This window comes from Streptomyces sp. NPDC043867 (genome assembly GCF_056435845.1).
Genome location: NZ_JBWKDS010000010.1, coordinates 90,178 through 115,327 on the forward strand (window position 1 = coordinate 90,178; position 25,150 = coordinate 115,327).

The window sequence follows — 25,150 nt, forward strand, 5'->3', positions numbered from 1 at the left end:
GCGCAAACCTTCCTGGAGCGGGTCTCCACTCTCCCCCCCACCGCAAGAACCCAACCCCTCGGGGATGGCGGGGGGCGGACCCCACAACAAGTTTGGTCCCCCCGCCCCTTTTCGTGTGCCCGCGCCGTTTCAGCGCTCCTGCCGGTACAGCTCCTCGATCTCCCCGGCGTACGCCGCCACCGCCGCGTGCCGCCTGACCTTCAGGGACGGGGTCAGCAGGCCGTTGTCCTCCGTGAACTCGCCGGTGACCAGGCGGAAGGCGCGGATGGACTCGGCCCGGGACACCGCCTCGTTGGCATAGTCCACGGCCTTCTGGACGTCGGCGCGCAGGCGGGGGTCGGTCACGAGGTCGGCGAGCGGGGTGTCGGCGGGCAGGCGCCGGACGGCGAGCCAGTGGGCCACGGAGTCGGCGTCCAGGGTGATGAGGGCGGCGACGTAGGGGCGGTTGTCGCCGACGACGAGGCACTGGCCGACGGGCGGGCGGCTGCGCAGGCGGTCTTCCAGGACGGCCGGGGCGACGTTCTTGCCGCCCGAGGTGACGAGGATGTCCTTCTTGCGGCCGGTGATGGTGAGGTAGCCGTCGTCGTCGAGCGCGCCGAGGTCGCCGGTGGCGAACCAGCCGTCGCGCAGGACGGCTTCACCGGCGGCCGGGTCGTTCCAGTAGCCGCCGAAGACGACGCCCCCCTCGACGAGGACCTCGCCGTCGTCCGCGATGCGGACCGCGGTGCCGGGGACCGGGCGGCCGACCGTGCCGGGGCGGGGGCTCAGCGGCGGGACGATGGTCGCCGCGGCGGTCGTCTCGGTGAGTCCGTAGCCCTCGTAGACGATGATCCCGGCGGCGTAGAAGAAGAGGTTGAGGTTGCGGTCGAGGGGGGAGCCGCCGCTGATGGCGTAGCGCGTCCGGCCGCCGAGCTCCTTGCGCACCCGGCGGTACACCAGCAGGTCGTACAGGGCCCGGGCCGCCCTGAGGCCGGGGCCCGGGCCCTTGCCGCGGCCGGAGAATGCGGCCAGGTGGGCCTCGCCGAAGCGGACCGCGATGCGGTCGGCCCGCTCGAAGGAGGCGCCGCGGCCGATCTTCTCGGCGGTCGCGCGGGCGGTGTCGTGGATCTTCTCGAAGAGGTACGGGACGCCCACGAGGAAGGTGGGGCGGAACTCCCTGAGGGCGGGACGGAGTTCGTCGGGCCTGATGCTCGGGCAGTGGCCCAGTTCTATCCGGGCCAGCAGGCAGGCGATCTGCAGGGAGCGGCCGAGGACGTGGGCGAGCGGGAGGAAGAGGAGGGTCGAGGCGACCTGTCCGGTGACCTCCTTGAAGAGGGGGTGCAGCAGCTCGACCGTGTTGGCGGCCTCCGCGTGCAGGTTGGCGTGGGTGAGGACGCAGCCCTTGGGGCGTCCGGTGGTGCCGGAGGTGTAGCAGAGGGTGGCGACGGTGTCCGGGGTGAGCGCGGCGCGGCGCTTGGCGACCTCCTCGCCGGGGACGCCGCGGCCGGATGCGGCGAGCGCGGCGAGCGCGTCCGCGTCCAGCTGCCAGACGCGGGGCGGCTCGGGATGCCCGGCGGTTCCGGCGGCCACGGCTCGCGCGTTCTCGGCGGTTTCCGCGACGACGAAGCGGGCGCCGGAGTCCCGTACGATCCAGCCGATCTGGTCCGGGGACGAGGTCGGGTAGACCGGGACGCTCTGGCCGCCGGCCGCCCAGACGGCGAAGTCCAGGACGGTCCACTCGTAGCGGGTACGCGACATGATGGCGACCCGGCCGCCCGGTTCGAGGCCGGCCGCCATCAACCCCGCTGCCACGTCGGTGACTTCACGGGCGAAGGCCGCCGCGGTCACCGGGCGCCAGGCACCGCCCGTTCTGCGGCGCAGCACGACGGCGTCGGGTGCCTCGGAGGCGTTGGTGTAGGGCAGGTCGGCGGTGCTGCCGGTGGTGGGCGCCGGTGCCAGGCGGTCGGCGCGCGCCTCGCGGACCGCGCCGGTCCCGTCCCGGATCAGCTCGATCCGGCCGCGGGTCCCGGGACCGGTGCGCTGCTTCGCCCGTTTCAAGTCCTTGCGTACGCCCATGGCGGCTCCCTGTCGCGGTTCGTGCGGGGTGCGGGTACGGAGGTGCGGGGTGTGCGGCGTTTCTTACTCCGGAGTCAACTTACTCGCGCGTAACAGAAATTCAATGGGTCGCGCACGGGCCTCGCCGGGGAGGGGCCGGCCGGGCCTTGCCCCTCCGATGGCCTCTGCCCCTGTGCGCCAAAGGGAGTTGTGCGGCCCGTGGAGCCTTGCGTGCTGAGCGGTCCGGTTCGATGCTGGCGCTTCTTGTTGTCTTACGTGCGGAGCCGCAGCGTGAGTGCTGACACACCGACCAGCCACCGTCCGAGCCGCCGCACCCTCCTCGCGGGTGGCGCTCTCGCGGGATGGGCCGCCCTCACCGCGCAGAAGGGGGCGTTCGCCGCGGACGCGGAGGACGCCGCGTGGGACGCGCGGCCGGGCGTCTTCCAGATCGGCCGCGAGGCGGCGCGCGCCCGCCTCGTGCCGTACGCGAGTGCCGGTGACGCGCTGCGCGGGAAGTTCGCCGAGTCGCCGTACCACCTCTCGCTGAACGGGACTTGGCGCTTCCACTGGGCCCGCAACCCCGACCGGCGGCCCGTCGGGTTCGAGGACCCGGGCTTCGACGACGGCGGCTGGGACCGCATCCCGGTCCCGTCGAACTGGGAGATCGAGGGATACCCGGAGCCGATCTACCTCAACGTCAGGTACCCGTGGATCGGCTACGAGACCCCGGCGCCCCCGCAGGTGCCCCACGACTTCAACCCGGTGGGCTCCTACCGCCGTACCTTCACCGTGCCCGAGGGCTGGTCCGGGCGGCGCACGCTGCTCTCCTTCCAGGGCGTGAAGTCGGCGTTCTTCGTCTGGGTCAACGGCGAGCGGGTCGGCTACAGCGAGGACAGCTACACCCCCGCCGAGTTCGACATCAGCCGCCGGCTGCGGCCGGGCCGCAACACGCTCGCCGTCGAGGTGTACCGCTGGTCCGACGGCAGCTGGCTCGAGGACCAGGACATGATCGACCTGTCCGGGATCTTCCGGGACGTGTACCTGTACTCGATCCCGCCGGTGCACGTGCAGGACCTGTTCGTGCGGACCGAACTGGACGCGGCGTACCGGGACGCCGTCCTCACGGTGGACGTCGCCGTACGCGACCGCGGCGGGGAGCGGCCGGGCGGGTACCGGGTGACGGCGGAGCTGTTCGACGCGCGCGGGCGCCGCGTGCCGGTCCTGGTGCCGGCCGGGAACGTGGAGTTCGGGGACGGTGACGCCGAGGTCCGGCTGCGGGCGGACGTGACGGCGCCCGCCCTGTGGTCGGCCGAGGCGCCGAACCTGTACACGCTGGTCGTCACGCTGGCCGACGCCTCGGGCCGGGCGGTCGACGTGCACAGCACCCGGGTCGGCTTCCGCGAAGTCGGTTACGGGCCCGGGAGGTTGACCCTCAACGGCAAGCCGCTGATGTTCCGGGGCACCAACCGCCACGAGTCGGATCCCGACCGCGGCCAGGCCGTCGACGAGGCGCGGATGCTCCAGGACATCCGCCTGATGAAGCGCTACAACATCAACGCGGTCCGCACCTCGCACTACCCGAACCACCCGCGGTGGATGGAGCTGTGCGACGAGTACGGGCTGTACGTCGTCGACGAGGCCAATCTGGAGACGCACGGGGTGCGGGACACCCTGCCGGGGTCGCTGGCCGAGTGGACCGACGCCTGTGTGGACCGGGTCCGCTCGCTCGTGGAGCGCGACAAGAACCACGCCTGCGTCGTCGTCTGGTCCCTCGGCAACGAGGCGGGCAAAGGGTCGAACTTCCAGGTCATGGCCGACTGGGTGCACGCCAGGGACGCCTCGCGCCCCGTCCACTACGAGGGCATGAACTCCGTCGCCGACGTGCACAGCGAGATGTACACCAGCCCGGCGGGCGTGGAGGCGTACGGCAGGTCCGGCAACCCGAAGCCGTTCATGCTGTGCGAGTACACCCACTCCATGGGCAACAGCGGCGGCAACCTCCGGGAGTACTGGGACATCTTCGAGCGCTACCCGAACCTGCACGGCGCCTTCGTCTGGGACTGGACGGACCAGGCGATCCGGCTGCCCGTGCCCGGGGACGCGCGGCGCACCTACCTGTCGTACGGAGGCGACTGGCACCCCGGCTATCCCACGGACGGGAACTTCTGCTGCAACGGTCTCGTGGCGGCGGACCGCTCGGTGCACCCGGGGCTGATCGAGGCGAAGAAGTGCTACCAGCCGGTGGGGATCAGGGCGGGCGAGCTGTCCGAGGGGACCGTGAAGGTGCGCAACAAGCACCTGTTCAGCGGGCTGGACGCGTACGAACTGCGGTGGTCCGTCACCCGGGACGGCGACCGGGTGCAGCACGGCACGCTCGCCGCGCCCGCCGTCGCACCCGGGTCGGAGGGGACCGTCCGCGTCCCGTACCGCAGGCCCGCGGCGCCGGAGCCCGGAGCCGAGTACTTCCTCGACCTCTCCTTCGTCCTGCGGGCCGGGACGCGCTGGGCCGGCGCCGGGCACGAGGTGGCCGCGGAACAGCTCGCGCTGGACTGGCACACGCCCGCGCGGACGGCGGCCGCGCCGCGCGGCGAGCTCACGCCGGTGGAGAGCGACACCGAGGTCACGGTGACCGGGCGGGAGGTGGAGGTGGTGCTCTCCAAGGAGTCCGGGACGCTCTCCGCGTACACCTGGCGCGGGCGGCGGCTGCTCGTCGAGGGTCCCGTGCCGAACTTCTGGCGCGGGCCCACCGACAACGACATCGGGCGCAGGTTCCCGGCCACCGCGCGGACCTGGCGGGAGGCCGGCACCCGGCGGACGGTGACGTCGGTGAGCGTCACGCGGCCCGCGTCCGGCGAGGTCGTCATCGAGGTCGGCTGCACGCTGCCCACCTCGCCCGGCGCCTGCACGTGGCACACCGTGTTCACCGTGCGCGCCGACGGCGAGGTGCGGGTCCGGCACACCCTCGACGCCGCGGCCGGGCTGCCGGACCTGCCCATGGTGGGCGCCCTGCTGACGGTCCCGGCCGGTTTCGAGCGGCTCGACTGGTTCGGCCGGGGGCCGCACGAGAACTACCAGGACCGCAGGACCGCCGCGTTCGTGGGCCGCTACCGCTCCACCGTCGACGAACAGATGGCGCCGTACGTCCGTCCCCAGCAGACGGGCAACATGACGGACGTACGGCGCCTGTCGCTGACCGACCGGGCCGGTGACGGGCTCTGCGTGCTCGCGGACCCGGCGGACGGCGAACCGCTCCTGGAGACCAGCGCCCTGCATCACTCGCCGTTCGACCTGGACGGGCCCCGGCACCCCCATGAGCTGAAGCGGCGGGACGAGACGGTGCTCCTGGTCAACCACCGGCAGATGGGCGTCGGCGGTATCAACTCGTGGGGCGCGGCACCGCTCGCGGAGTACGTGCTGCGCTCGGGGCGGACGTACACGTACGCCTACCGGCTGCGGCCCGCCCAGGGGAGGCTCTAGCCCCGGAGCCGGTCGGCCCGGCGGATCGCGTCGGCCAGCCGGCCAACCGCCTCGTCCTGCGCGACGGTCGCCAGCCGGTCGGCGCGGTCGGCGAGCCGGCCGAGCGAGGGGCGGGCCGGGAGCGCGGGCCGGCGGTCCTCGCCCCGGCGGAGGTCGTCGGCGAAGTAGGCGGCCACGGCGGCGACCTGGAGGCCGGGCGACGCCCTCCACAGGTCGTCGCCGAGGGAGGCCGCCTCCAGCCGGCCGGACTCCTCGTGCGGGGTGCGGTCGCCGGGGTCGAGCCAGCGGACGCTCGCGGTGGCGAGATGCCCGGAGGCGCCCGGCCTGGTGCGGACGGCGTACAGGGCGGTGACGGTGTGGCCGGGGCCGACCTCGCCGCCGTCCACCCGGTCGTCGCGGAAGTCCTCGTCGGCGACCTGCCGGTCGTCGTAGCCGACGAGCCGGAACGTCTCGACCGTCGCGGGGTCGAAGGCGACCTGCGCCTTCGCGTCGCGGGCCGTGAGGTCGATGTTGCGGGGGAGTTCCTCGCAGAAGACCTTCCTGGCCTCCGCGTCGTTCGAGACGTACGTGGTGTGGCCGTCGCCCTTGTCGGCGAGGCGCTCCATCAGGGCGTCTCCGTAATCGCTGCCGACGCCGACGCCGAACAGGGTGATGCCGTGCTCGCGGCGGGCGTCCGAGACGCGCTCCAGGATGCTGTCCGCATCGGTGTCGCCGGTGTTGGCGAGCGCGTCGGAGAGCAGGACGACCCGGTTGGTGGCACCCTCGCGCAGACCCTCCACGGCGGTGTCGTACCCGGCGCGGACGCCCTCGCCGAGGTTGGTCGAGGACCGCGGCTCCAGGCGGCGGACCGCGGCGTGGACGCGGTCGCGGTGGCCGCCGAGCCGGGTCATCGGCAGGACGGTCTCGGCCTCGTCGCTGAAGGCGACCAGGGCGACCGCGTCGTCGTCGCGCAGCCGGTCCGTCATCACCCCGAGGGAGTCCTTGACCAGGTCCAGACGGCCCGGTTCGGCCATGGAGCCGGAGACGTCGACGACGAAGGTGAGGGCGGCGGGCGCGCGTTCGCCCTCGGGCCGTTCCTCCCGCGTGGCGAGGCCGACCCGGACCAGCGACCAGTCCTCGGCGTCGGTGCGGGCGCCGTCGACGGTGACCGAGAAGCCGTTTCCGTCGGGGCGTTCGTAGTCCTGGCGGAAGCTGTTGACGAACTCCTCGGGGCGGACGGTCGCCGGGTCGGGCAGCCGGCCGCCGGCGAGCGTGCGGCGGGCGTAGCCGTACGAGGCGGTGTCGACGTCCAGGGCGAAGGTGGAGAGGTGGTCGGGGGACGGGGCGGCGTCACGGTCGCCGTCGCCGGTCTCCTCCCCGGGCCGCTCGCCCTCCGAGGTGCCCGGCCTCGGCGCCGGGGCCGGCCAGCCGGTCCCGCCTCCACGGGACTTCGCGGCGCCGTCCGACGCCCTGCTGCCGTCCGCGCCGCCGCCGCAGCCCGTGAGCAGCAGGCCGCCCGCGAGCGTCAGCGCGAGCAGCCCCCCGCGCAGCCGCCGTATGTGGTCCATCCCCATCCGTGCCCCCTCGGTGAACGGTCCGGCTCCTGGCCTACGTCTGTGACTGTGACGTCCGAGGGGGCCGGGATGTGCGCCACGGGGCGTTGCGGATGCGTCTCGATGCGGCCACGGTGAGCGGCCGCCGAGACCGGCGGGTGACCTTCCGGAGACCTACGACACGATGTCCTTGCGCCGGAAGCCGCGGAAGGCCAGGGCGAACAGCACGAGCGCGTACGCCGTGGACACCGCGGCGCCCTGGATCATGCCGCTCCATTCCAGGTCCGGCTGGACGGCGTCCGCCCAGGCGAACTGCCAGTGCGCGGGCAGGAAGTCGCGCCAGTCGCCGAGGGCGGTCACCGCGTCCAGCACATTGCCGGCGATGGTCAGTCCGACCGCGCCGCCGACCGCGCCGAGCGGGGCGTCCGTCCTGGTCGACAGCCAGAACGCGAGCCCCGCGGTGACCAGTTGGGACACGAAGATGTACGCCACGACGATCAGCAGGCGCTGGGTCGCGGTGCCCGTGGACAGCTCTCCGCCGGTCGGGACCTCCAGCGGGCCCCAGCCGTACGCCGCCGTGCCCACCGCCAGCGCGACGACCGGGAGGAGCACCATGGCGGCCAGGCTGAGGCCGAGTGCGACGGTGAGCTTGGACAGGAGCAGCCGGGTCCTCGGGACCGGTGCCGCCAGCAGATAGCGCAGCGACGACCAGCTCGCCTCGGAGGCGACCGTGTCCCCGCAGAACAGCGCCACCGGGATCACCAGCAGGAAGCCGGCCGACACGAACAGGTTCACCGCGGCGAAGTTCGCGCCGGACGCGGTGGCCGTGTCCATCAGCGTCACCTGGCCGTTGCGCCCGCCCGGTTCGCCGCCGATCGCGAAGGCGACGACGAGGACGAACGGCAGCAGCGCGAGCACGGCCCCCATGACCAGGGTGCGGCGGCGCTTCAGCTGCCGTGCGAGCTCCACCCGCAGCGGCAGGGTCCGTCGCGCCCGGTAGCCGTCGGCCGTCTCGGTCCGCTCGGTGAGGGTGCTCACGCGGAGCCTCCGATCAGGGTGAGGAAGGCGTCTTCGAGCCGCCGGTGGGGGCCGACCGAGCGCACGGGCACATCGAGCCGTACGAGTTCGACGACCAGGTTCTCCGCGCTTGCCCCGGTGGCGAGCCGGACCAGGAGTCCGTCGTCGGTGACGACGGCGGAGGTCACGCCGGGCAGCGCGCCGACCTTCTCGGCGAGCGGCTCGGCCACGGGTGAGCCGGTGCCGACGAGGAGGGTGTCGCCGGAGCCGATGATCTCGTGCACGGGCCCGGCCTGGACCAGCCTGCCGCGGTCCATGACCACCAGGTGGGTGCAGGTCTGTTCGACCTCGGCCAGGAGGTGGCTGGAGACGATGACGGTACGGCCGGCCGCGGCGTAGCGGATCATGACCTCGCGCATCTCGCGGATCTGGGGCGGGTCGAGGCCGTTGGTCGGCTCGTCCAGGATCAGCAGGTCCGGCAGGCCCAGCATGGCCTGGGCGATGGCGAGGCGCTGGCGCATGCCCTGGGAGTACGTGCGCACCGCGCGGGCCAGGGCGTCGCCGAGGCCGGCGATCTCCAGGGCCTCGTCCAGGTGGGAGTCCTCGGGCGGGCGCCCGGTGGCCCGCCAGTACAGCTCCAGGTTCTCGCGGCCCGAGAGGTGCGGGAGGAACCCGGCGCCCTCGACGAAGGCGCCGACGCGGGAGAGCACCGGGGCACCGGGCCGGATCGCGTGCCCGAAGACGCGGATCTCGCCGTCGTCGGGGCCGATCAGGCCCATGAGCATGCGCAGGGTGGTCGTCTTGCCCGCGCCGTTCGGCCCGAGCAGGCCGAGGATCTGGCCCTTCTCGACGCGGAAGGACAGGTCCCGTACCGCGTACCGGTCCGCCGACTTCGCGTACTGCTTGCTCAGTCCGGTGATCTTCAGGGGGACGTCGGCCAGTTCGGGGTCGGGCGGCCCGGCTGAGGCACGGCGGCGGCCGGTGAGCAGCAGGGCGAGCGCGGCCAGGGCGCCGGCCACCGGCAGCCACCACACCCAGGCGGGCAGCGGCGCGGGCGCGGTCCGCACGTCCGGCGCGGTCGGGACCCGGAGGTCGCCCTTCAGCGACACCGTGTACGTGGCGGGGGCGGCCGGGGACGCGTAGCCGAGGTCCGTGGAGGCGAGGGCCAGACGCAGCCGGTGGCCCTTGCGCATCTCGTGGTCGATGGCGGGCAGGGTCAGCCGGACGTCCTTGCCGGCCTTCGCGCCCTCCACCCGTACGGGCGTCACCAGCTGGGCGGGCAGCAACTGCCGGGAGTCGCCGGGTCCGACGTCGTACACCTTCCCGAAGAGGACGGCGTCGTCGGTGGTCGACTTCACGTGCACGGTCGCCGTCGGAGATCCCGTGACCCGCAGGTCCGCGGCGAGCGGGGCGGAGGTGAACTTCGCGAACTGGCCCGGGAAGTCGACCGACACCCCGACGCCGAGGGAGGACAGCTGGGAGATGCCGCCGGAGTCGTCGAGGCCGGGGAGGGCGGAGATGGCGGGCGGACTGGCCCCCGCGGGGTTGCGGACGCTCTGCTCGCGTCCGCTCAGCGCGACCTTCCGCAGTCCGCTCTCCAGGCCGGGGTAGGTGTCCGCGCTCGCGCCCCGCAGCTGTGCGGCGCCGTCCGTGGAGTCGACGCCCCCGGTGCGGGTGACCCGGAAGGCGGGGCCGGTGTCGGCGCTCTCGTCGCCCTTCAGGTAGCGGTCGAACCATGTGGCGACGCGGGCGTGGACCCGGTCGCTCTCCTTGTCGCCGCCGTCGTGGCCCCCGGAGATCCAGTCGACGCCGACCGGTGCGCCGTTGGCCCGGATCGCGTTGGCCGTCGCGTCGGCCTGGCCGAGCGGGAACAGCGAGTCGGTCTGGCCCTGCACCAGGAGCGTGGGCACCTTGATGCGGTCGCCGACGGCGGACGGGGAGCGGGCGTCGAGCAGGGCGCGCGCCCGCGCGTCCGGCTTCCCGGCCTCCGCGACGCGGTTGTACATGGCGCACAGCCGTGCCTCGAAGCGCTCGCAGCCGCCGCCGGAGTTGATGAACAGGCCGGCCCACAGCTTCTTGAGGACCCCGTTCGGGAAGAGGGCGTCCGCCAGGTTCCAGTAGGTGATCGACGAGGCGACCGCGTCGACCCGCCGGTCGTACCCGGCGGCCAGCAGGGAGACCGCTCCGCCGTAGGAGGCGCCGCTGAGGCCCACCCGCGGGTCGCCGCGTCCGTCCAGCTCGACCTCGGGCCGCTCGGCCAGCCAGTCGATGAGCCTCGAGACGTCGGCGACCTCGCCCTTGGGGTCGTTCAGGCCGATCTTCCCGGTGGAGCCGCCGAAGCCGCGCGCCGACCAGGTCAGCACCGCGTATCCGTCGCGGGCGAGCTGCTCGGCCTGGCCCCGCACGTCCGCCTTGCTGCCGCCGAAGCCGTGGGCCAGCAGCACGGCCGGGCGGCGGCCGGAGCCCGCGGTGAAGTACGACGTGTTGATCTTCACCCCGTCGCCCATGGCCATGGCCCGGTCGGCGCGGTGAACGGTCGGGGGCTCGTCCGAGGCGGCGGCCGTCCACGTGCCGGCACCGGCGAGCACGACGACGGCGGCCGCGGCGGCGGCCCACCGGCGCGGCCCCCGCGGTGCGGGCCCGCGCAGTCGGGGCAGTCGAAGATCCATGCGTCAACCGTAAGGGGGGCCGCCGTCAACCGGTGCAGCCACCGGGCTGAACCCGGGCCCCTCCCCTGGGAGTACGGTCGCGCCCCCGCGTACCGCGCCCGTGGTACGCGGTGCCGCGGGGCCGCGGCTCAGGCCTCCCCGTCCTCCGGGATCGACACCAGCCAGCGGGTGTCACGGCGGGGACGCAGGTAGAAGGCCCAGTACAGGGTTGCGACGGCGGTGATGCCGCCGGTCCACAGGAGGTAGCCCGCCTCCTGCTGACTCAGGATGTAGGCGAGGACGCCGATCAGCAGGACGGGTACGGCGGGCCACAGCGGCATGCGCCAGGCGGCCGTGTGGGCGTGCGTTCCGCGCCGGGCGAGCAGGGCGGCCACCGCGACCAGCAGGTACATGGCGGTGACGGAGACCCCGGTGACGCCGTACAGGGTGTCCAGGTTCACGAAGCACAGGACCGCGCCGGGGACGCCCACGAGGAGGGTGGCGACCCACGGGGAGCCGAAGCGGCCGAGGCGGGACAGGCCGCGGTTGACCGGCTCGGGCCAGGCCTTGTCGCGGGCGGAGGCGAACAGGACGCGGGAGTTCTGGATGACCATGACGATGCCCGCGTTGATGATCGCGAGGGCCACGCACAGGCTGACGAAGGTGCCGACGGCGGAGTTCGACCAGGTGGTGACCATGGTGCTGATGTCGCCGCCGCTGAGGGCCGCCAGGTCCGGGGCGCCCATGGTGATCGCGACGACCGGCACCAGGATGATCACCGACGAGATGGCGAGGGTGGCGAGGACGGTACGGGCCACGTTGCGGCGCGGGTTCTCCAGCTCCTCGGAGAGGTAGACCGCGGTCGAGAAGCCCTGGGTGACGAAGAGGGCGATGGCGAGCCCGGAGACGATCAGCATGGCCGTGACGGTGTCCGTGTGACCGCCGGCGTCCGCGACCTGGAAGGAGACCAGGCTGCCCGCGCCGCGCTCACCGTGCGCGAAGCCGAGGACCGCCACGACGGCCGCGGCGATGACCTCGAGGACCAGGAAGACGCCGGTGATCCAGGCGTTGGCGCGCAGGTCGAGCAGGCCGGCGAGGGTGGCGAGCAGCATGACCGCGGCGCCCGCGTAGGACGGGTCGAGGTGCACGATCGGGGCGAGGTAGTCCGCGGTGCCCATGGCGATCACCGGCGGCACGATCATGACCACCAGCAGGGAGAGCACGAAGACGAGCCAGCCGGCGAGGCGGCCGGCCATCGTCGAGACCATGGCGTACTCGCCGCCCGCGCTGGGGATGAGGGTGCCCAGCTCCGAGTAGCAGAACGCCACGGCGATACAGAGGAGCGAGCCGATCGCGATGGTGAGCGCGGTCGCCGTGCCGAGGGACGAGAAGAGGTCGGGGACGACCACGAAGAGGGTGGAGGCGGGGGTCACGCAGGAGAGCGTCAGCAGGGTGCCGCCGACGATTCCGATGGAGCGCTTGAGCTTGCGGGGGCTGCCCGGCGCCGTGGGGGCGGCGGCCGGGGCGGCGGTCTCGACAGGGCGGAGCGTGTCGGTCATGGAGCGGTTCCGATCGACTCGTGCGGCAGTGCTTGGGGCGGGAGCGATATCGCCTCCGGCGGCTCGCGTTGTTCTTCTGTTCGTCCGCTCCCGGCGCTGCATGGAACCCCGACGAAAACCAGCACGTCAATGGCTGTTTACCTACGGAATCCGCAGTTGCGTGGCGGCCCGGGTCACATGCCTTTCGCAGGCCCCGACGCACGGAGATGGCAATCATCAAGCTCTTCGTAAAGGTGACCTTGCTTTCCAAGGTCGAATACTCTCGTGACCTGCGTCACCCGTTTCATCCCCTCTGAACGAGAACCGCAGCTTCGGCGTCAAAAAAACGTGGAGGCGTCCGCAACGCGGACGGCTCCACTGCCTGCGCCGATCACACTCAGTGGTTGCGCGGGAACCCCAGGTCGACACCGGCGGGGGTGTCCGCCGGGTCGGGCCAGCGAGTGGTCACGACCTTGCCGCGCGTGTAGAAGTGCGTGCCGTCGTTGCCGTAGATGTGGTGGTCCCCGAAGAGGGAGTCCTTCCAGCCGCCGAAGGAGTGGTAGCCGACCGGCACCGGGATCGGCACGTTGACGCCGACCATGCCCGCCTCCACCTCCAGCTGGAAGCGGCGGGCGGCGCCGCCGTCCCGGGTGAAGATCGCCGTGCCGTTGCCGAACGGCGAGGCGTTGATGAGGTCGACGCCCTCCTCGTACGTGTCCACGCGCAGCACGCACAGCACCGGGCCGAAGATCTCGTCCCGGTAGGCGTCGGCCGTCACCGGGACCCGGTCGAGCAGCGAGAGCCCGATCCAGTGGCCGTCCTCGTGGCCCTCGACCGTGTAGCCGGTGCCGTCCAGGACGACCTCGGCGCCCTGCGCCGCCGCGCCCGTCACGTACGAGGCCACCTTGTCGCGGTGGGCCGCCGTGATGAGCGGGCCCATCTCGGAGGCGGGGTCGTTGCCGGGACCGATCTTGATCTTCTCGGCGCGCTCGCGGATCTTGTGCACCAGCTCGTCGCCGACCGCGCCCACAGCGACGACCGCCGAGATGGCCATGCAGCGCTCACCCGCCGAGCCGTACGCGGCCGACACGGCGGCGTCGGCGGCCGCGTCCAGGTCGGCGTCGGGCAGGACCAGCATGTGGTTCTTGGCGCCGCCGAGGGCCTGTACGCGCTTGTGGTTCGCGGCGGCCGTGGTGTGGATGTGACGGGCGATGGGCGTCGAGCCGACGAAGGAGACGGCCGCCACGTCCGGGTGCTCCAGCAGCCGGTCGACGGCCACCTTGTCCCCGTGCACGACGTTGAAGACACCGTCCGGCAGACCGGCCTCGGCCAGCAGCTCGGCGATCTTCATCGAGGCCGACGGGTCCTTCTCGGACGGCTTCAGCACGAAGGTGTTGCCGCAGGCGATGGCCATCGGGAACATCCACATCGGCACCATGGCCGGGAAGTTGAACGGCGTGATGCCGGCCACGACGCCCAGCGGCTGACGGATGGACGACACGTCCACACGGCTGGCGACCTGCGTGGACAGCTCGCCCTTCAGCTGCACGTTGATGCCGCAGGCCAGCTCGACGATCTCCAGGCCGCGCGCGACCTCCCCCAGCGCGTCCGAGTGGACCTTGCCGTGCTCGGCGGTGATCAGCTCGGCGATCGCGTCCCGGTTCGCGTCGAGCAGCGCCCGGAACCTGAAGAGGATGTTCGTGCGCTGCGCGAGCGAGGACTGCCCCCAGGTCGCGTACGCCTCCTTGGCGGCGGCGACCGCCGCGTCGACCTCGTCGGCGCTCGCGAAGGCGACCTTGGTGGTGACGGCGCCGGTCGCCGGGTCGGTGACCGGGCCGTACGTACCCGACGTGCCTTCGGCGGGCTTGCCGCCGATCCAGTGGTTGACGATCTTCGTCATGCCAGTAACTCCCTCACAGATGGCGGCGCCGGGTGGAGACGTGCCGGTCGTACTCGTCGCGCGCCTTGACCGCCGACGGGCGGGTCGCGGTCTCGGCCACAGGTACATCCCACCAGGCCTGGGCCGGAGGCGCGCCCGACACTGTGTCTGCCGTTTCGGTCTCCACGTAGACACATGTGGGAGTGTCCGCGGCGCGTGCCTCGGCCAGGGCCGCCCGCAGGTCGCGCACGGTCTTCGCGCGCAGGACGCGCATGCCGAGGCTGGCCGCGTTGGCGGCGAGATCGACGGGCAGCGGCGCGCCGGTGTAGGCGCCGTCGCCCGACCGGTAGCGGTACGCGGTGCCGAACCGCTCGCCGCCCACGGACTCCGAGAGGCCGCCGATGGACGCGTATCCGTGGTTCTGCAGGATCAGCACCTTGATCGGGACGTTCTCCTGGACGGCGGTGACGATCTCCGTCGGCATCATCAGATACGTGCCGTCGCCGACCAGCGCCCACACGGGCCGGCCGGGCGCAGCCATCCGCACGCCGATCGCGGCCGGGATCTCGTAGCCCATGCACGAATAGCCGTACTCCACGTGGTACTGGTCCCGCGACCGCGCCCGCCACAGCTTGTGCAGGTCACCGGGGAGCGAACCGGCCGCGTTGATGAGGATGTCCTGCTCGTCCACCAGGGCGTCGAGCAGGCCGAGCACCTGCGGCTGGGTCGGCCGGAGGTCGGGGTCCTCCGCCTCGAACGCCGCGTCGACCCGGTACTCCCAGCGCTCCTTGTCGTCGGTGTACTCGGTGACGTAGGCGGGTTCCGCGCGGTGGCCGTGCAGGGTGAGGGCCTCGGTCAGCTCCTCCAGGCCGGCGCGGGCGTCCGCGATCAGGGTCCGCCCGGCCAGCTTGTGCCCGTCGTGGGGCGCGATGTTCAGGTTGAGGAAGCGGACGCCCGGCCCCGCGAAGAGGGTGCCGGAGGCCGTGGTGAAGTCGGTGTAGCGGGTGCCGACGCCGATCACCAGGTCGGCGGTGCGGGCCAGTTCGTCGGCGGTCGCGGTGCCGGTGTGGCCGATGCCGCCGACGTCCTGGGGGTGGTCCCACCTCAGGGAGCCCTTGCCCGCCTGGGTGGAGGCGACCGGGATGCCGGTGGCCGCGGCCAGCTCCGCGAGCACGTTCTCGGCGCGGCTGTGGTGGACTCCGCCGCCCGCGACGATCAGCGGACGCCGGGCCTCGCGGACGGCCCGTACGGCGGCGGACAGTTCACCGGAGTCGGGGGCCGGGCGCCGGACGGTCCACACGCGCTCCGCGAAGAACTCCTCCGGCCAGTCGAAGCTCTCCGCCTGCACGTCCTGCGGCAGCGCGAGGGTGACCGCGCCCGTCTCCACCGGGTCGGTGAGCACCCGCACCGCCTGGAGCGCGGCCGGGATCAGCGCCTCGGGGCGGGTGATCCGGTCGAAGTACTTCGACACGGGACGCAGGCAGTCGTTGACCGACACGTCGCCCGCGTGGGGGACCTCGAGCTGCTGGAGGACCGGGTCGGCCGGGCGGGTGGCGAACACGTCACCCGGCAGCAGCAGCACCGGCAGGTGGTTGACCGTCGCGAGGGCGGCGCCGGTGACCAGGTTGGTGGCGCCGGGGCCGATCGACGTCGTCACGGCGTGTGTGGACAGCCGGTTGCGCTGCCGGGCGTACCCCACCGCCGCGTGCACCATGGACTGTTCGTTGCGGCCCTGGTGGTACGGCATCTCGTCCGCGTACTCGACGAGCGCCTGCCCGATCCCGGCGACGTTCCCGTGGCCGAAGATGCCCCAGGTGGCGCCGATCAGCCGCTGCCGCTCGCCGTCCCGTTCCGTGAACTGGGCGGCCAGGAAACGCACCAGCGCCTGCGCGACCGTCAGACGGGTCATCGGTATCCCTCCGTGCTCTCCACGTGTCCGGGGTGGAAGCAGATCCGCCACTCCCGCTCGGGACCCGGGCCCGCCATCACGTTCAGGTAGTACATGGTGTGCCCGGGAGCCGCGACGGACGGGCCGTGCCAGCCGTCGGGTACGAGGACCGCGTCGCCGGTCCTGACCTCGGCCAGCACGTCGGCGCCCCCCTCGCGGGAGGGGAACACGCGCTGGTAGCCGAACCCGTTCGGGCCCTCGATCTCGAAGTAGTAGATCTCCTCGAGCTGCGACTCGGCGCCGGGGCGGTGCTCGTCGTGCTTGTGCGGCGGGTACGAGGACCAGTTGCCGCCGGGGGTGATCACCTCGACGGCGATGAGCCGGTCGCAGTCGAAGGCGTCGGCGGAGGCGAAGTTGCGCACCCGGCGGGCGCAGGTGCCGCTGCCGCGCTCTTCGACGGGAACCTCCGGTGCGGGGCCGTAGCGGGCGGGGAGTCGGCGCTCGCACTTCGCTCCTGCCAGGGCGAAGCGGCCTCCCGCACCGGAGGCGATCAGTGTCCGGGCGTCACGGGGCACGTAGGCGAAGTCGGTGACTCCCGCGAATACGCTTTCCCTGCCCCGGAGATGGAACTCCTCGTCCTGCGTGCGCACCGTGCAGCCGCCCTCCAGGGGCAGCACGATCCACTCGCTGTCGCCGCTGGTGAAGGTGTGCCCGCCACCGGGGCCGAGTTCGACGACGCGCAGGCTGCTGTGCCGCCAGCCGGCCCGCCCGGGGTCGATGTCGACGGCGTACAGCGGGCCCGCCGTGGCGCCCTTGGGGACGTACAGGTCGTTGTTCGTCATCCGGTCCTCACAGAAGTCCTACGGCGGTGTCGACCGCTGCGGTCACGTCCCCGTCGGCCGGGTAGAGCAGGGAGCGGCCGACGACCAGCCCCCGCACGGTGGGCAGCCGGAGTGCGCCGCGCCACTTCTCGTACGCGCCGTCCTGGTCCTCGCCGACGTCACCGCCGAGCAGGACGGCCGGCAGGGTGGAGGTCTCCATGACGCGGGCCATGTCGTCCGGGTCGTCGGTGACGGGCACCTTCAGCCAGGTGTACGCCGAACTGCCGCCCAGGCCGCTCGCGATGGCGATGGACTTGGTGACGGCCTCCGCGCCGAGGTCGGTGCGCAGCGCGCCGCTCGCCGGGTCGCGGCGGCACAGGAACGGCTCGACGAACACCGGGAGGCGGCGCTCCGCCATCTCGTCGACGACCCGGGCGGCGGACTCCAGGGTGCGCAGCGAGCCCGGGTCGTCGTAGTCGATGCGCAGCAGCAGCTTCCCGGCGTCGAAGCCGAACCGCTCGATGTCGCGCGGACGGTGCCCGGTGAACCGGTCGTCGAGTTCGAAGGCGGCACCGGCCAGGCCGCCGCGGTTCATCGAGCCGAGGACGACCTTGTGGTCCAGGGCGCCGAGCAGGAGCAGGTCGTCGAGGATGTCGGCGGTGGCGAGGACGCCGTCGACGCCGGGGCGGGACAGGGCGAGGCACAGCCGCTCCAGGAGGCCGGCGCGGCTCGCCATCGCGAACTTGCGGTCGCCGACGGCGAGGGCGCCGCGGGCCGGGTGGTCGGCGGCGATGATCATCAGGCGGCGGCCCTCGTCCACCAGGGGGCGCCGGGCGCGGCGGACGGCGGCCTCGGCGATCGCCTCGGGGTGGTGGGCGCGGGTGCGGACGAGTTCGGACACGTCCACCGGGGCGAGGGCGCCCGGAGCGGCGGACCGGCCGCCGCCGGCGCCCTCCTCGTGCCGCGCCCCGCCGACGTGGCCCGCCCTCACCGCACCGCTCCCGCGGCGAGCGCGTCCTCGACCTCGTCCGGCGTCGGCATGGCCGAGGAGCACTCCAGGCGGGAGGCGACGATGGCACCGGCCGCGTTCGCGTACCGCATGACGCGCTCCAGGTCCCAGCCGGCGAGCAGGCCGTGGCACAGGGAGCCGCCGAAGGCGTCGCCGGCGCCGAGGCCGTTGAGGACGGTCACCGGCAGCGGCGGGACCTCGGCGGACGTGCCGTCGCGGTGGACGGCGAGGACACCCTTGGGCCCCTGCTTCACGACGGCGAGTTCGACGCCGGCCGCCAGCAGGGCGCGCGCGGCGGCGTGCGGGTCGCGCTCGCCGGTGGCGATCTCGACCTCGTCGACGTTGCCGACGGCGACCGTGGTGTGGCGCAGGGCCTCGGCGTAGAAGGGGCGCGCCGAGGCCGGGTCCTGCCAGAACATGGGGCGCCAGTCGAGGTCGAAGACGGTCGTACCGGCCGCGGCCCGGTGGGCGAGCGCCGCGAGTGTCGCCGTGCGGCTGGGCTCCTCGCTGAGGCCCGTGCCCGTCACCCAGAAGATCCCGGTCGCGCGGACGGCGTCCAGGTCGAGTTCGCGAACGTTGATCTCCAGGTCGGGCGCCTTGGGCTGCCGGTAGAAGTAGAGCGGGAAGTCGTCCGGCGGGAAGACCTCGCAGAAGGTGACCGGGGTGGGCAGTCCGGCGACCGGCGTCACCCAGCGGTCGTCGACGCCGAAGTCCCGCAGCGCCTCGTGGAGATACGTGCCGAAGGGGTCGTCGCCCGTACGCGTGATCACGGCCGTACGCCGCCCGAGCCGGGCCGCGGCCACCGCGACGTTGGCCGCCGAACCGCCGAGGAACTTCCCGAAGGACGAGACCCGGGCCAGCGGGACGCCCGTCTGCAGGGGGTAGAGGTCCACGCCGATCCGCCCCATGGTGATCAGGTCGTACGCCATCGAGATCCCTTCGCTTCGGCTGTCCCCAGGTCTAGCCCGGCCCGGGGAACCCTGTCAACGTTTTGTCCAGACATTCGGACCAGGCCTTGACACCTCTCCGGGGCGGTCCGAAGCTGGCGGCCATGACGCCGTTGCCACCGCAGTCGCCGCCCGAGCCGTCACGCCCCGCAGCACCCCAGCCGTCGCCGCGGTCGTCGCCTCCGTCCTCACTGTCCCGCATCCGGATCGGTTCGGCCCCCGACTCCTGGGGCGTCTGGTTCCCCGACGATCCGCAGCAGGTCCCCTGGCAGCGCTTCCTCGACGAGGTCTCCGCGTCCGGGTACGAGTGGATCGAGCTGGGCCCGTACGGCTATCTGCCGACCGACCCGGCCGTCCTCGCGGAGGAGACCGCGCGGCGCGGGCTCACCGTCTCGGCCGGCACGGTGTTCACCGGGCTGCACCGGGGGCCGGAGGTGTGGGAGTCCACCTGGGCGCACGTCTCGGCCATCGCGGCGCTCACCCAGGCGATGGGCGCCCGGCATCTCGTCGTCATCCCCTCCTTCTGGCGGGACGACAAGACGGGCACGGTGCTGGAGAGCAGCACGCTGACGCCGACGCAGTGGCGCAGCCTCACCGCGCAGACCGAGCGCCTGGCCCACGAGGTGCGGGAGCGCTACGGGCTGCGGATCGTCGTCCACCCGCACGCCGACACGCACATCGACAGCGAGGAGAACGTCACCCGCTTCCTCGACGCGACGGACTCCTCCCTCGTCTCGCTGTGCCTGGACACCGGGCACTACGCGTACTGCGGCGGCGACAGCGTCAAGCTCATCGAGACGTACGGCGAACGCATCGGCTACCTCCACCTCAAGCAGGTGGACCCGCTGGTACTGGCGGAGGTCCGGGCCGGCGAGGTGCCGTTCGGGCCGGCCGTGGCGCGCGGCGTCATGTGCGAACCGCCGTCCGGCGTGCCGGCGCTGGAGCCCGTCCTCGCCGCCGCGCAGAAGCTCGGCGTCGACCTCTTCGCGATCGTCGAGCAGGACATGTACCCGTGCCCCCCGGACAAGCCGCTGCCCATCGCGCGACGGACGCGGGCGTTCCTGAGGTCCTGCGGCGCGTGACCTCAGGGGGGCGACTGCTCGTCCAATGCGTCACTCGTGTCACAAACGACCGCTTCCTGTCACAGATGTCACGTATACGCGGGTCTTGGGTCACACCCGGGCGACAGGTACGGCTTCCCGGTCACGGTGCGTCGCCGAACGGGCACAGGCTGGGTGATCGCCAGCGCAGTGCCCGGCTCCCCCGACGGCCGCCCCCCGGCCGCCGCTGTGGCGCGCGCAGGGAGGTGCCACCGATGACCGACAGAAGGCTCTGGTCGTACAAGGAGATCGCCGCGCACATCCGGGTGCAGGCGGACACCGTCAGGTCCTACCGCAAGCACGGTCTGCTGCCCCCGCCCGACCATGTGGAGGGCGGTAAACCGTACTGGTACGCGGACACGGTCCGCGCCTGGGTCGCCTCACGGCCACGGAACCGCGGGCGCAGAGAGGACTGAGCGGGCCCGCGGGACCCGCCCCGCCGGTGCGGGGTGCGGCCCGCGGGCCGCGGTGGATCCGGGCCGGGGGCGGGAGGCCTCGTCAGCTCCAGGGCTCGACGACCGTGACCCCGGACCCCGGGGCCGCGCCCATCGCCGCCAGCGCCGCCGGTGCGGCGCCCAAGGGGATGACGGAGGTGACGAGCAGGTCGGGGCGCAGCACCCCGGCCCGTACCAGCTCCAGCATCCGCGGGTAGGCGTGCGCGGCCATGCCGTGGCTGCCCAGGACTTCGAGTTCGAGGCCGATCACCCGTGCCATCGGGACGGGGGTGGAGCCGGTCGGCGACGGCAGCAGACCCACCTGCACATGACGGCCGCGGCGGCGCAGGCCGTTCACGGAGGCGGCACAGGTGGCGGGGGAACCGAGGGCGTCCAGGGAGAGATGCGCACCGCCGCCCGTCAGCTCGCGCACCGCCTCCGCCGTGTCCGCGGTCCGCGAGGCGTCGACGCACTCGGCGGCGCCGAAGCGCCGCGCCAGTTCCAGCGCCCGGCCCGAGACGTCGACCGCGACCACCCGGGCACCGCAGGCCGCCGCGATCATCACGGCCGACAGTCCGACGCCCCCGCACCCGTGCACGGCGACCCACTCGCCCGCCGCCACCCGCCCCTGCGCGACCACCGCACGGAACGCCGTCGCGAACCGGCAGCCCAGCGCCGCCGCCGTCCCGAAGGACAGCTCCGCGGGCACGGCGACCAGATTCACCTCCGCGTGGTCCAGGGCCACGTACTGCGCGAACGAGCCCCAGCGGGTGAAGCCCGGCTGGGTCTGGCGCTCGCACACCTGCTGGTCGCCCGCCGCGCAGGCGGCACAGCTCCCGCAGGCGCAGACGAAGGGCACGGTGACGCGGTCACCGGGACGCCACCCGCTCACCCGGGCGCCCACGGCCTCGACGACACCGGCGAGTTCGTGCCCCGGGACGTGCGGCAGGGTGACGTCCGGATCGTGCCCCTGCCAGCCGTGCCAGTCGCTGCGGCACAGCCCGGTGGCCTCGACGCGCACCACCACCCCGTGCTCCGCGGGCTCCGGGTCCGCCACCTCGCGCACCTCGGCCGGCTCGCCGTACCGTTCGAACACCACTGCCCGCATCCGTCCCACCCCTCGTCCGTCGCACATCGCCCGTCGCCTGCCCGCTGCCCGTCGCGGTCGCCCGTCGCCGGCGCCTGGGGATCACCTCCGTGGGGAACGCCGGCTCCGTACCGCGTCAGACGCGGGTGGTGTGCCGGTCCAGGAGGGCCCGCAGCCGGTCGACGTCGGCGGCGGTGGTCAGCCCGTGCTTGGGCAGGACCTCGAGGCACATGATGTTGGGGTCCCGGCTGAGCAGGACGAAGTGTCCGCGGGTCTCCCGGTAGCCCTGGAGGACCGACCACTTCTGGATGAGCGTGCCGTGGTCGCTGCTGGTGGTGATCCCGGCCGGGGACACGGTGGTGCGGTACTCGCCCTGCCGTCCGACGATCCGCTGCACCTGGGCGGCCTGCAGCCGCGTATAGCCGCCCACCAGCAGGACGACGAGCAGGAACAGAGCGGTGGAGACCACGTCGACACTGCCCCGGTTCAAGGTGCCCAGCAGCCACTGCCCCACCCACAGTGCCAGGAACACGCTCCGCAGCAGCAGTCCCCAGCGCCTGATCCGCTGCCGGACCCGCAGACCGGCCAGTGTGTCGGCGGGCTGCGGGCGGTACACCAGCCGCACCGCCGCCTCGTCCACATCATCGGCGGCGACTTCCGCACTGTTGCCGGTGTCCTCACGGCCCTCGGCCATGGCCCCTCCCCAGTAGGACGACCCGCGGATCCTACCGGCCCCTCCATGCCGGGGCGGGGGTCGTGGCGAGGCGGACGGCGGCCGGGCATGCCCCGCAGCCGGGCGGTGCCCTCACCCTTAGTACCCCCTAGGGGTATAGTGTGGAGTGCGTCGTGCGGGAACCCGGGTCTCACGGGTCTCCCGCCTGCACACGTACGCCCCCTGCCTCGACGAGGAGTAACGTCATGACCGCCCAGACCGGCACCCCGAACTCCGTCACCACCGTCTACCGGGTGAGCGGAATGAGCTGCGGGCACTGTGAAGGCTCCGTCTCCGGCGAGATCTCGGAGCTCGACGGCGTCGAATCGGTGAAGGCCGTCGCCTCGTCCGGTGAGGTCACCGTCGTGTCCGCCGCCCCGCTCGACGACGACGCCGTGCGCGCCGCGGTCGACGAGGCGGGCTTCGAGCTCGCCGGCCGCGCCTGATCCCGCCCCGCACCGCACCCACGGGCGAGCCCGCCCGAAGCAGCTCGCACCCGCACCCGCACCGGGCCGTACCGGCCGGCTGACACCGACTCCGTACGGCCCGGCTCACCGACTGGAGCCGACATGACCACCGCAGCAGCCCGGACCCCGGCGGCGGACCCCGCCGCGGCCGTCCCGGTCTCCGAGGTCGAGCTCGTCATCGGCGGAATGACCTGCGCCTCCTGCGCGGCCCGGGTGGAGAAGAAGCTCAACCGCATGGACGGCGTCACCGCCACGGTGAACTTCGCCACCGAGAAGGCGAGGATCGCGTACCCGGCGGGGACCCCGGTCGCCGACCTGATCGCCACCGTCGTGAAGACGGGGTACACGGCCGAGGAGCCGGCACCCCCGGCCCCCGAGGAGGAGGAGACGGCGCCCGCCGCGGACGACCCCGAACTGGCGTCCCTGCGGGAACGGCTGACCGTCAGCGCCGTCCTCGCCCTGCCCGTCGTCCTGATGTCGATGATCCCGGCGCTGCAGTTCGAGAACTGGCAGTGGCTCTCGCTCACCCTCGCGGCGCCCGTCGTCGTCTGGGGCGGACTCCCCTTCCACCGGGCCGCCCTCACCAACGCGCGGCACGGCGCGGCCACCATGGACACGCTCGTATCCGTCGGCACGCTCGCCGCCTTCGGCTGGTCGCTGTGGGCCCTGTTCTTCGGGGACGCGGGGATGCCGGAGATGCCGGGGATGCGGGGCGGCTTCGCGCTGACCGCCTCCCGCACGGACGGCGCGTCCACGATCTACCTGGAGGTCGCCGCCGGGGTCGTCGCGTTCATCCTGCTCGGCCGCTTCCTGGAGGCCCGCTCCAAGCGCCGCGCCGGTGCGGCCCTGCGGGCCCTGATGGAACTGGGCGCGAAGGACGTCGCCGTGCTCCGGGACGGCCGTGAGGTGCGCGTCCCCGTCGGCAGGCTCGCCGTCGGAGACCGTTTCGTGGTGCGGCCCGGCGAGAAGATCGCCACGGACGGCACCGTCGTCGAGGGCTCCTCGGCCGTCGACGCGTCCATGCTGACCGGCGAGTCCGTACCGGCCGACGTCTCCGTCGGCGACACCGTCACCGGCGCCACCGTCAACGCCGGAGGACGGCTCGTCGTCGAGGCGACCCGGATCGGCGCGGACACCCAGCTCGCCCGGATGGCACGGCTCGTCGAGAACGCGCAGAACGGCAAGGCCGACGTGCAGCGCCTCGCCGACCGGGTCTCCGGGGTCTTCGTACCGGTGGTGCTGCTGATCGCGCTCGGCACGTTCGGCGTCTGGCTCGCCCTCACGGGCGACACGGTGGCCGCCTTCACCGCCGCCGTCGCGGTGCTGATCATCGCGTGCCCCTGCGCCCTCGGCCTCGCCACCCCCACCGCGCTGATGGTCGGCACGGGCCGCGGCGCCCAGCTCGGCATCCTCATCAAGGGCCCCGAGGTCCTGGAGTCCACCCGCCGCGTCGACACCGTCGTCCTGGACAAGACCGGGACCGTGACGACCGGCCGGATGACCCTGCACGAGGTGTACGCCGCCGAGGGCGTCGACGAGAGCGAGGTGCTGCGGGCGGCGGGCGCCCTGGAGCACGCCTCGGAGCATCCGATCGCCCGGGCGGTCGCGGCGGGCGCCGAGGAGCGCACCGGCCCGCTGCCCGCCCCGGAGCACTTCGAGAACGTCCCCGGGCTCGGCGTGCGCGGGCGCGTCGACGGGCGGGACATCCGGGTGGGACGGCTGCCGCACGAGGCGCTCCCGCCTGAGCTGGCCCGCGCCAAGGGGGAGGCCGAGGCGGAAGGGCGTACGGCCGTCGTGGTCAGCCGCGACGGGGCGGCGATCGGCGTCCTGACCGTCGCCGACGCGATCAAGGAGACCAGCGCCGAGGCCGTACGCGCCCTGCGTGCCCTCGGGCTCACGCCGGTGCTGCTGACCGGCGACAACCGGGTGGTGGCCCGGTCCGTGGCCCGTGCCGTCGGCATCGACGAGGTGATCGCCGAGGTGCTGCCCGAGGAGAAGGTCCGCGTGATCGAACGGCTCCGCGGCGAGGGACGGACGGTCGCGATGGTGGGCGACGGGGTCAACGACGCCGCCGCCCTCGCCACCGCCGACCTCGGCCTCGCGATGGGCACCGGCACCGACGCGGCCATCGAGGCGAGCGACCTGACGCTGGTGCGCGGAGACCTGCGGGTGGCGGCGGACGCGATCCGGCTGTCCCGCAGGACGCTCTCCACGATCCGGGGGAACCTGGTGTGGGCCTTCGGATACAACGTGGCCGCGCTCCCGCTGGCCGCCGCGGGACTCCTCAACCCGATGATCGCGGGTGCCGCCATGGCCTTCTCGTCGGTGTTCGTGGTGACGAACAGCCTTCGGCTCAGGGCATTCTCATGACGGCGAAGCGGGAGTCCCTCTAGAGTCCAACGGAAGCCTCACATAAGCTCTTCACAAGGCTCGCGCAGCATCCTTACGCTTGGCCTCCGATCGACGTATCGGGGCTCTTGCGTATCTTCAGGACATATGCAAGAGACGCAGATCACAGAGATGTGAATGTAACCAACGAAGGGGTTCGTGAGTCTAAGTT

The 25,150-nt window shown here is 73.1% G+C and carries 17 protein-coding genes; 5 read left to right on the forward strand and 12 right to left on the reverse strand.

Translation table 11 applies throughout. From position 1 onward, the window contains the following. Positions 1-129 precede the first annotated feature (129 nt). Complete coding sequence (locus AC069T_RS12675) at positions 130-2,055, reverse strand: AMP-dependent synthetase/ligase (RefSeq protein WP_478782726.1); 1,926 nt, start codon at positions 2,053-2,055, stop codon at positions 130-132. 270 nt (positions 2,056-2,325) lie between these two features. Between AC069T_RS12675 and lacZ the strand changes: the two genes are divergently transcribed. Further along, positions 2,326-5,511 carry a beta-galactosidase, LacZ type gene (gene lacZ / locus AC069T_RS12680; RefSeq protein WP_478782727.1) on the forward strand — a complete coding sequence of 1,062 codons (3,186 nt, stop codon included), beginning with the start codon at positions 2,326-2,328 and terminating at the stop codon, positions 5,509-5,511. On the opposite strand, the gene AC069T_RS12685 is transcribed toward lacZ, so the two are convergent. The 9 genes from AC069T_RS12685 to iolC form a co-directional block, all read right to left on the reverse strand. Continuing rightward, positions 5,508-7,064: a vWA domain-containing protein gene (locus tag AC069T_RS12685; RefSeq protein ID WP_478782728.1), complete on the reverse strand. Its 1,557-nt coding sequence runs from the start codon at positions 7,062-7,064 to the stop codon at positions 5,508-5,510. The two genes, lacZ and AC069T_RS12685, sit on opposite strands and share 4 nt — an antisense overlap. Before the next feature lie 153 nt (positions 7,065-7,217). Continuing rightward, a complete protein-coding gene (locus AC069T_RS12690) occupies positions 7,218-8,081 on the reverse strand; it encodes an ABC transporter permease (protein WP_478782729.1) in 864 nt (287 codons plus the stop codon). Beyond that, on the reverse strand, positions 8,078-10,729 hold the full coding sequence (locus AC069T_RS12695; protein WP_478782730.1) for an alpha/beta fold hydrolase: 2,652 nt from the start codon (positions 10,727-10,729) through the stop codon (positions 8,078-8,080). The genes AC069T_RS12690 and AC069T_RS12695 overlap by 4 nt, the downstream gene beginning before the upstream one ends. Positions 10,730-10,857: 128 nt before the next feature. Then, a complete protein-coding gene (locus tag AC069T_RS12700; protein ID WP_478782731.1) occupies positions 10,858-12,267 on the reverse strand; it encodes an APC family permease in 1,410 nt (469 codons plus the stop codon). Positions 12,268-12,643: 376 nt separating this feature from the next. Continuing rightward, positions 12,644-14,146: a CoA-acylating methylmalonate-semialdehyde dehydrogenase gene (gene mmsA / locus AC069T_RS12705; RefSeq protein WP_478782732.1), complete on the reverse strand. Its 1,503-nt coding sequence runs from the start codon at positions 14,144-14,146 to the stop codon at positions 12,644-12,646. Between the two features lie 13 nt (positions 14,147-14,159). Beyond that, entirely contained in the window at positions 14,160-16,034 is a 1,875-nt protein-coding gene (iolD, locus tag AC069T_RS12710; protein WP_478782733.1) for a 3D-(3,5/4)-trihydroxycyclohexane-1,2-dione acylhydrolase (decyclizing), read from the reverse strand. Next, positions 16,031-16,855, reverse strand: a complete 825-nt coding sequence (gene iolB, locus AC069T_RS12715) for a 5-deoxy-glucuronate isomerase (RefSeq protein WP_478782734.1) — start codon at positions 16,853-16,855, stop codon at positions 16,031-16,033. Before iolB ends, iolD begins: the two co-directional genes overlap by 4 nt. A gap of 7 nt (positions 16,856-16,862) precedes the next feature. Then, the gene (locus AC069T_RS12720) at positions 16,863-17,741 is read right to left on the reverse strand and encodes a Cgl0159 family (beta/alpha)8-fold protein (RefSeq protein ID WP_478782826.1); all 879 of its coding nucleotides are present in this window, start codon (positions 17,739-17,741) and stop codon (positions 16,863-16,865) included. Positions 17,742-17,821: 80 nt separating this feature from the next. Beyond that, positions 17,822-18,772 carry a 5-dehydro-2-deoxygluconokinase gene (iolC, locus tag AC069T_RS12725; RefSeq protein WP_478782735.1) on the reverse strand — a complete coding sequence of 317 codons (951 nt, stop codon included), beginning with the start codon at positions 18,770-18,772 and terminating at the stop codon, positions 17,822-17,824. Between the two features lie 122 nt (positions 18,773-18,894). Between iolC and AC069T_RS12730 the strand changes: the two genes are divergently transcribed. Both AC069T_RS12730 and AC069T_RS12735 read left to right on the forward strand, forming a co-directional pair. Then, a complete protein-coding gene (locus AC069T_RS12730) occupies positions 18,895-19,872 on the forward strand; it encodes a sugar phosphate isomerase/epimerase family protein (protein ID WP_478782736.1) in 978 nt (325 codons plus the stop codon). A gap of 233 nt (positions 19,873-20,105) precedes the next feature. Further along, positions 20,106-20,306 (forward strand): helix-turn-helix transcriptional regulator, encoded by a 201-nt coding sequence (locus tag AC069T_RS12735; RefSeq protein WP_476751424.1) that lies wholly within the window; start codon positions 20,106-20,108, stop codon positions 20,304-20,306. Positions 20,307-20,388: 82 nt separating this feature from the next. Here AC069T_RS12735 and AC069T_RS12740 read toward each other — a convergent pair whose 3' ends face one another. Both AC069T_RS12740 and AC069T_RS12745 read right to left on the reverse strand, forming a co-directional pair. Further along, positions 20,389-21,432 (reverse strand): zinc-dependent alcohol dehydrogenase family protein, encoded by a 1,044-nt coding sequence (locus tag AC069T_RS12740; RefSeq protein ID WP_478782737.1) that lies wholly within the window; start codon positions 21,430-21,432, stop codon positions 20,389-20,391. Positions 21,433-21,547: 115 nt separating this feature from the next. Beyond that, on the reverse strand, positions 21,548-22,105 hold the full coding sequence (locus AC069T_RS12745; RefSeq protein ID WP_478782738.1) for a YcxB family protein: 558 nt from the start codon (positions 22,103-22,105) through the stop codon (positions 21,548-21,550). 224 nt (positions 22,106-22,329) lie between these two features. Here AC069T_RS12745 and AC069T_RS12750 point away from each other — a divergent pair, with 224 nt between their 5' ends. Beyond that, positions 22,330-22,569, forward strand: a complete 240-nt coding sequence (locus tag AC069T_RS12750; protein WP_476751422.1) for a heavy-metal-associated domain-containing protein — start codon at positions 22,330-22,332, stop codon at positions 22,567-22,569. A 123-nt stretch (positions 22,570-22,692) separates the two neighbouring features. Next, positions 22,693-24,960: a heavy metal translocating P-type ATPase gene (locus AC069T_RS12755; RefSeq protein ID WP_478782739.1), complete on the forward strand. Its 2,268-nt coding sequence runs from the start codon at positions 22,693-22,695 to the stop codon at positions 24,958-24,960. The last annotated feature ends 190 nt before the right edge of the window (positions 24,961-25,150 follow it).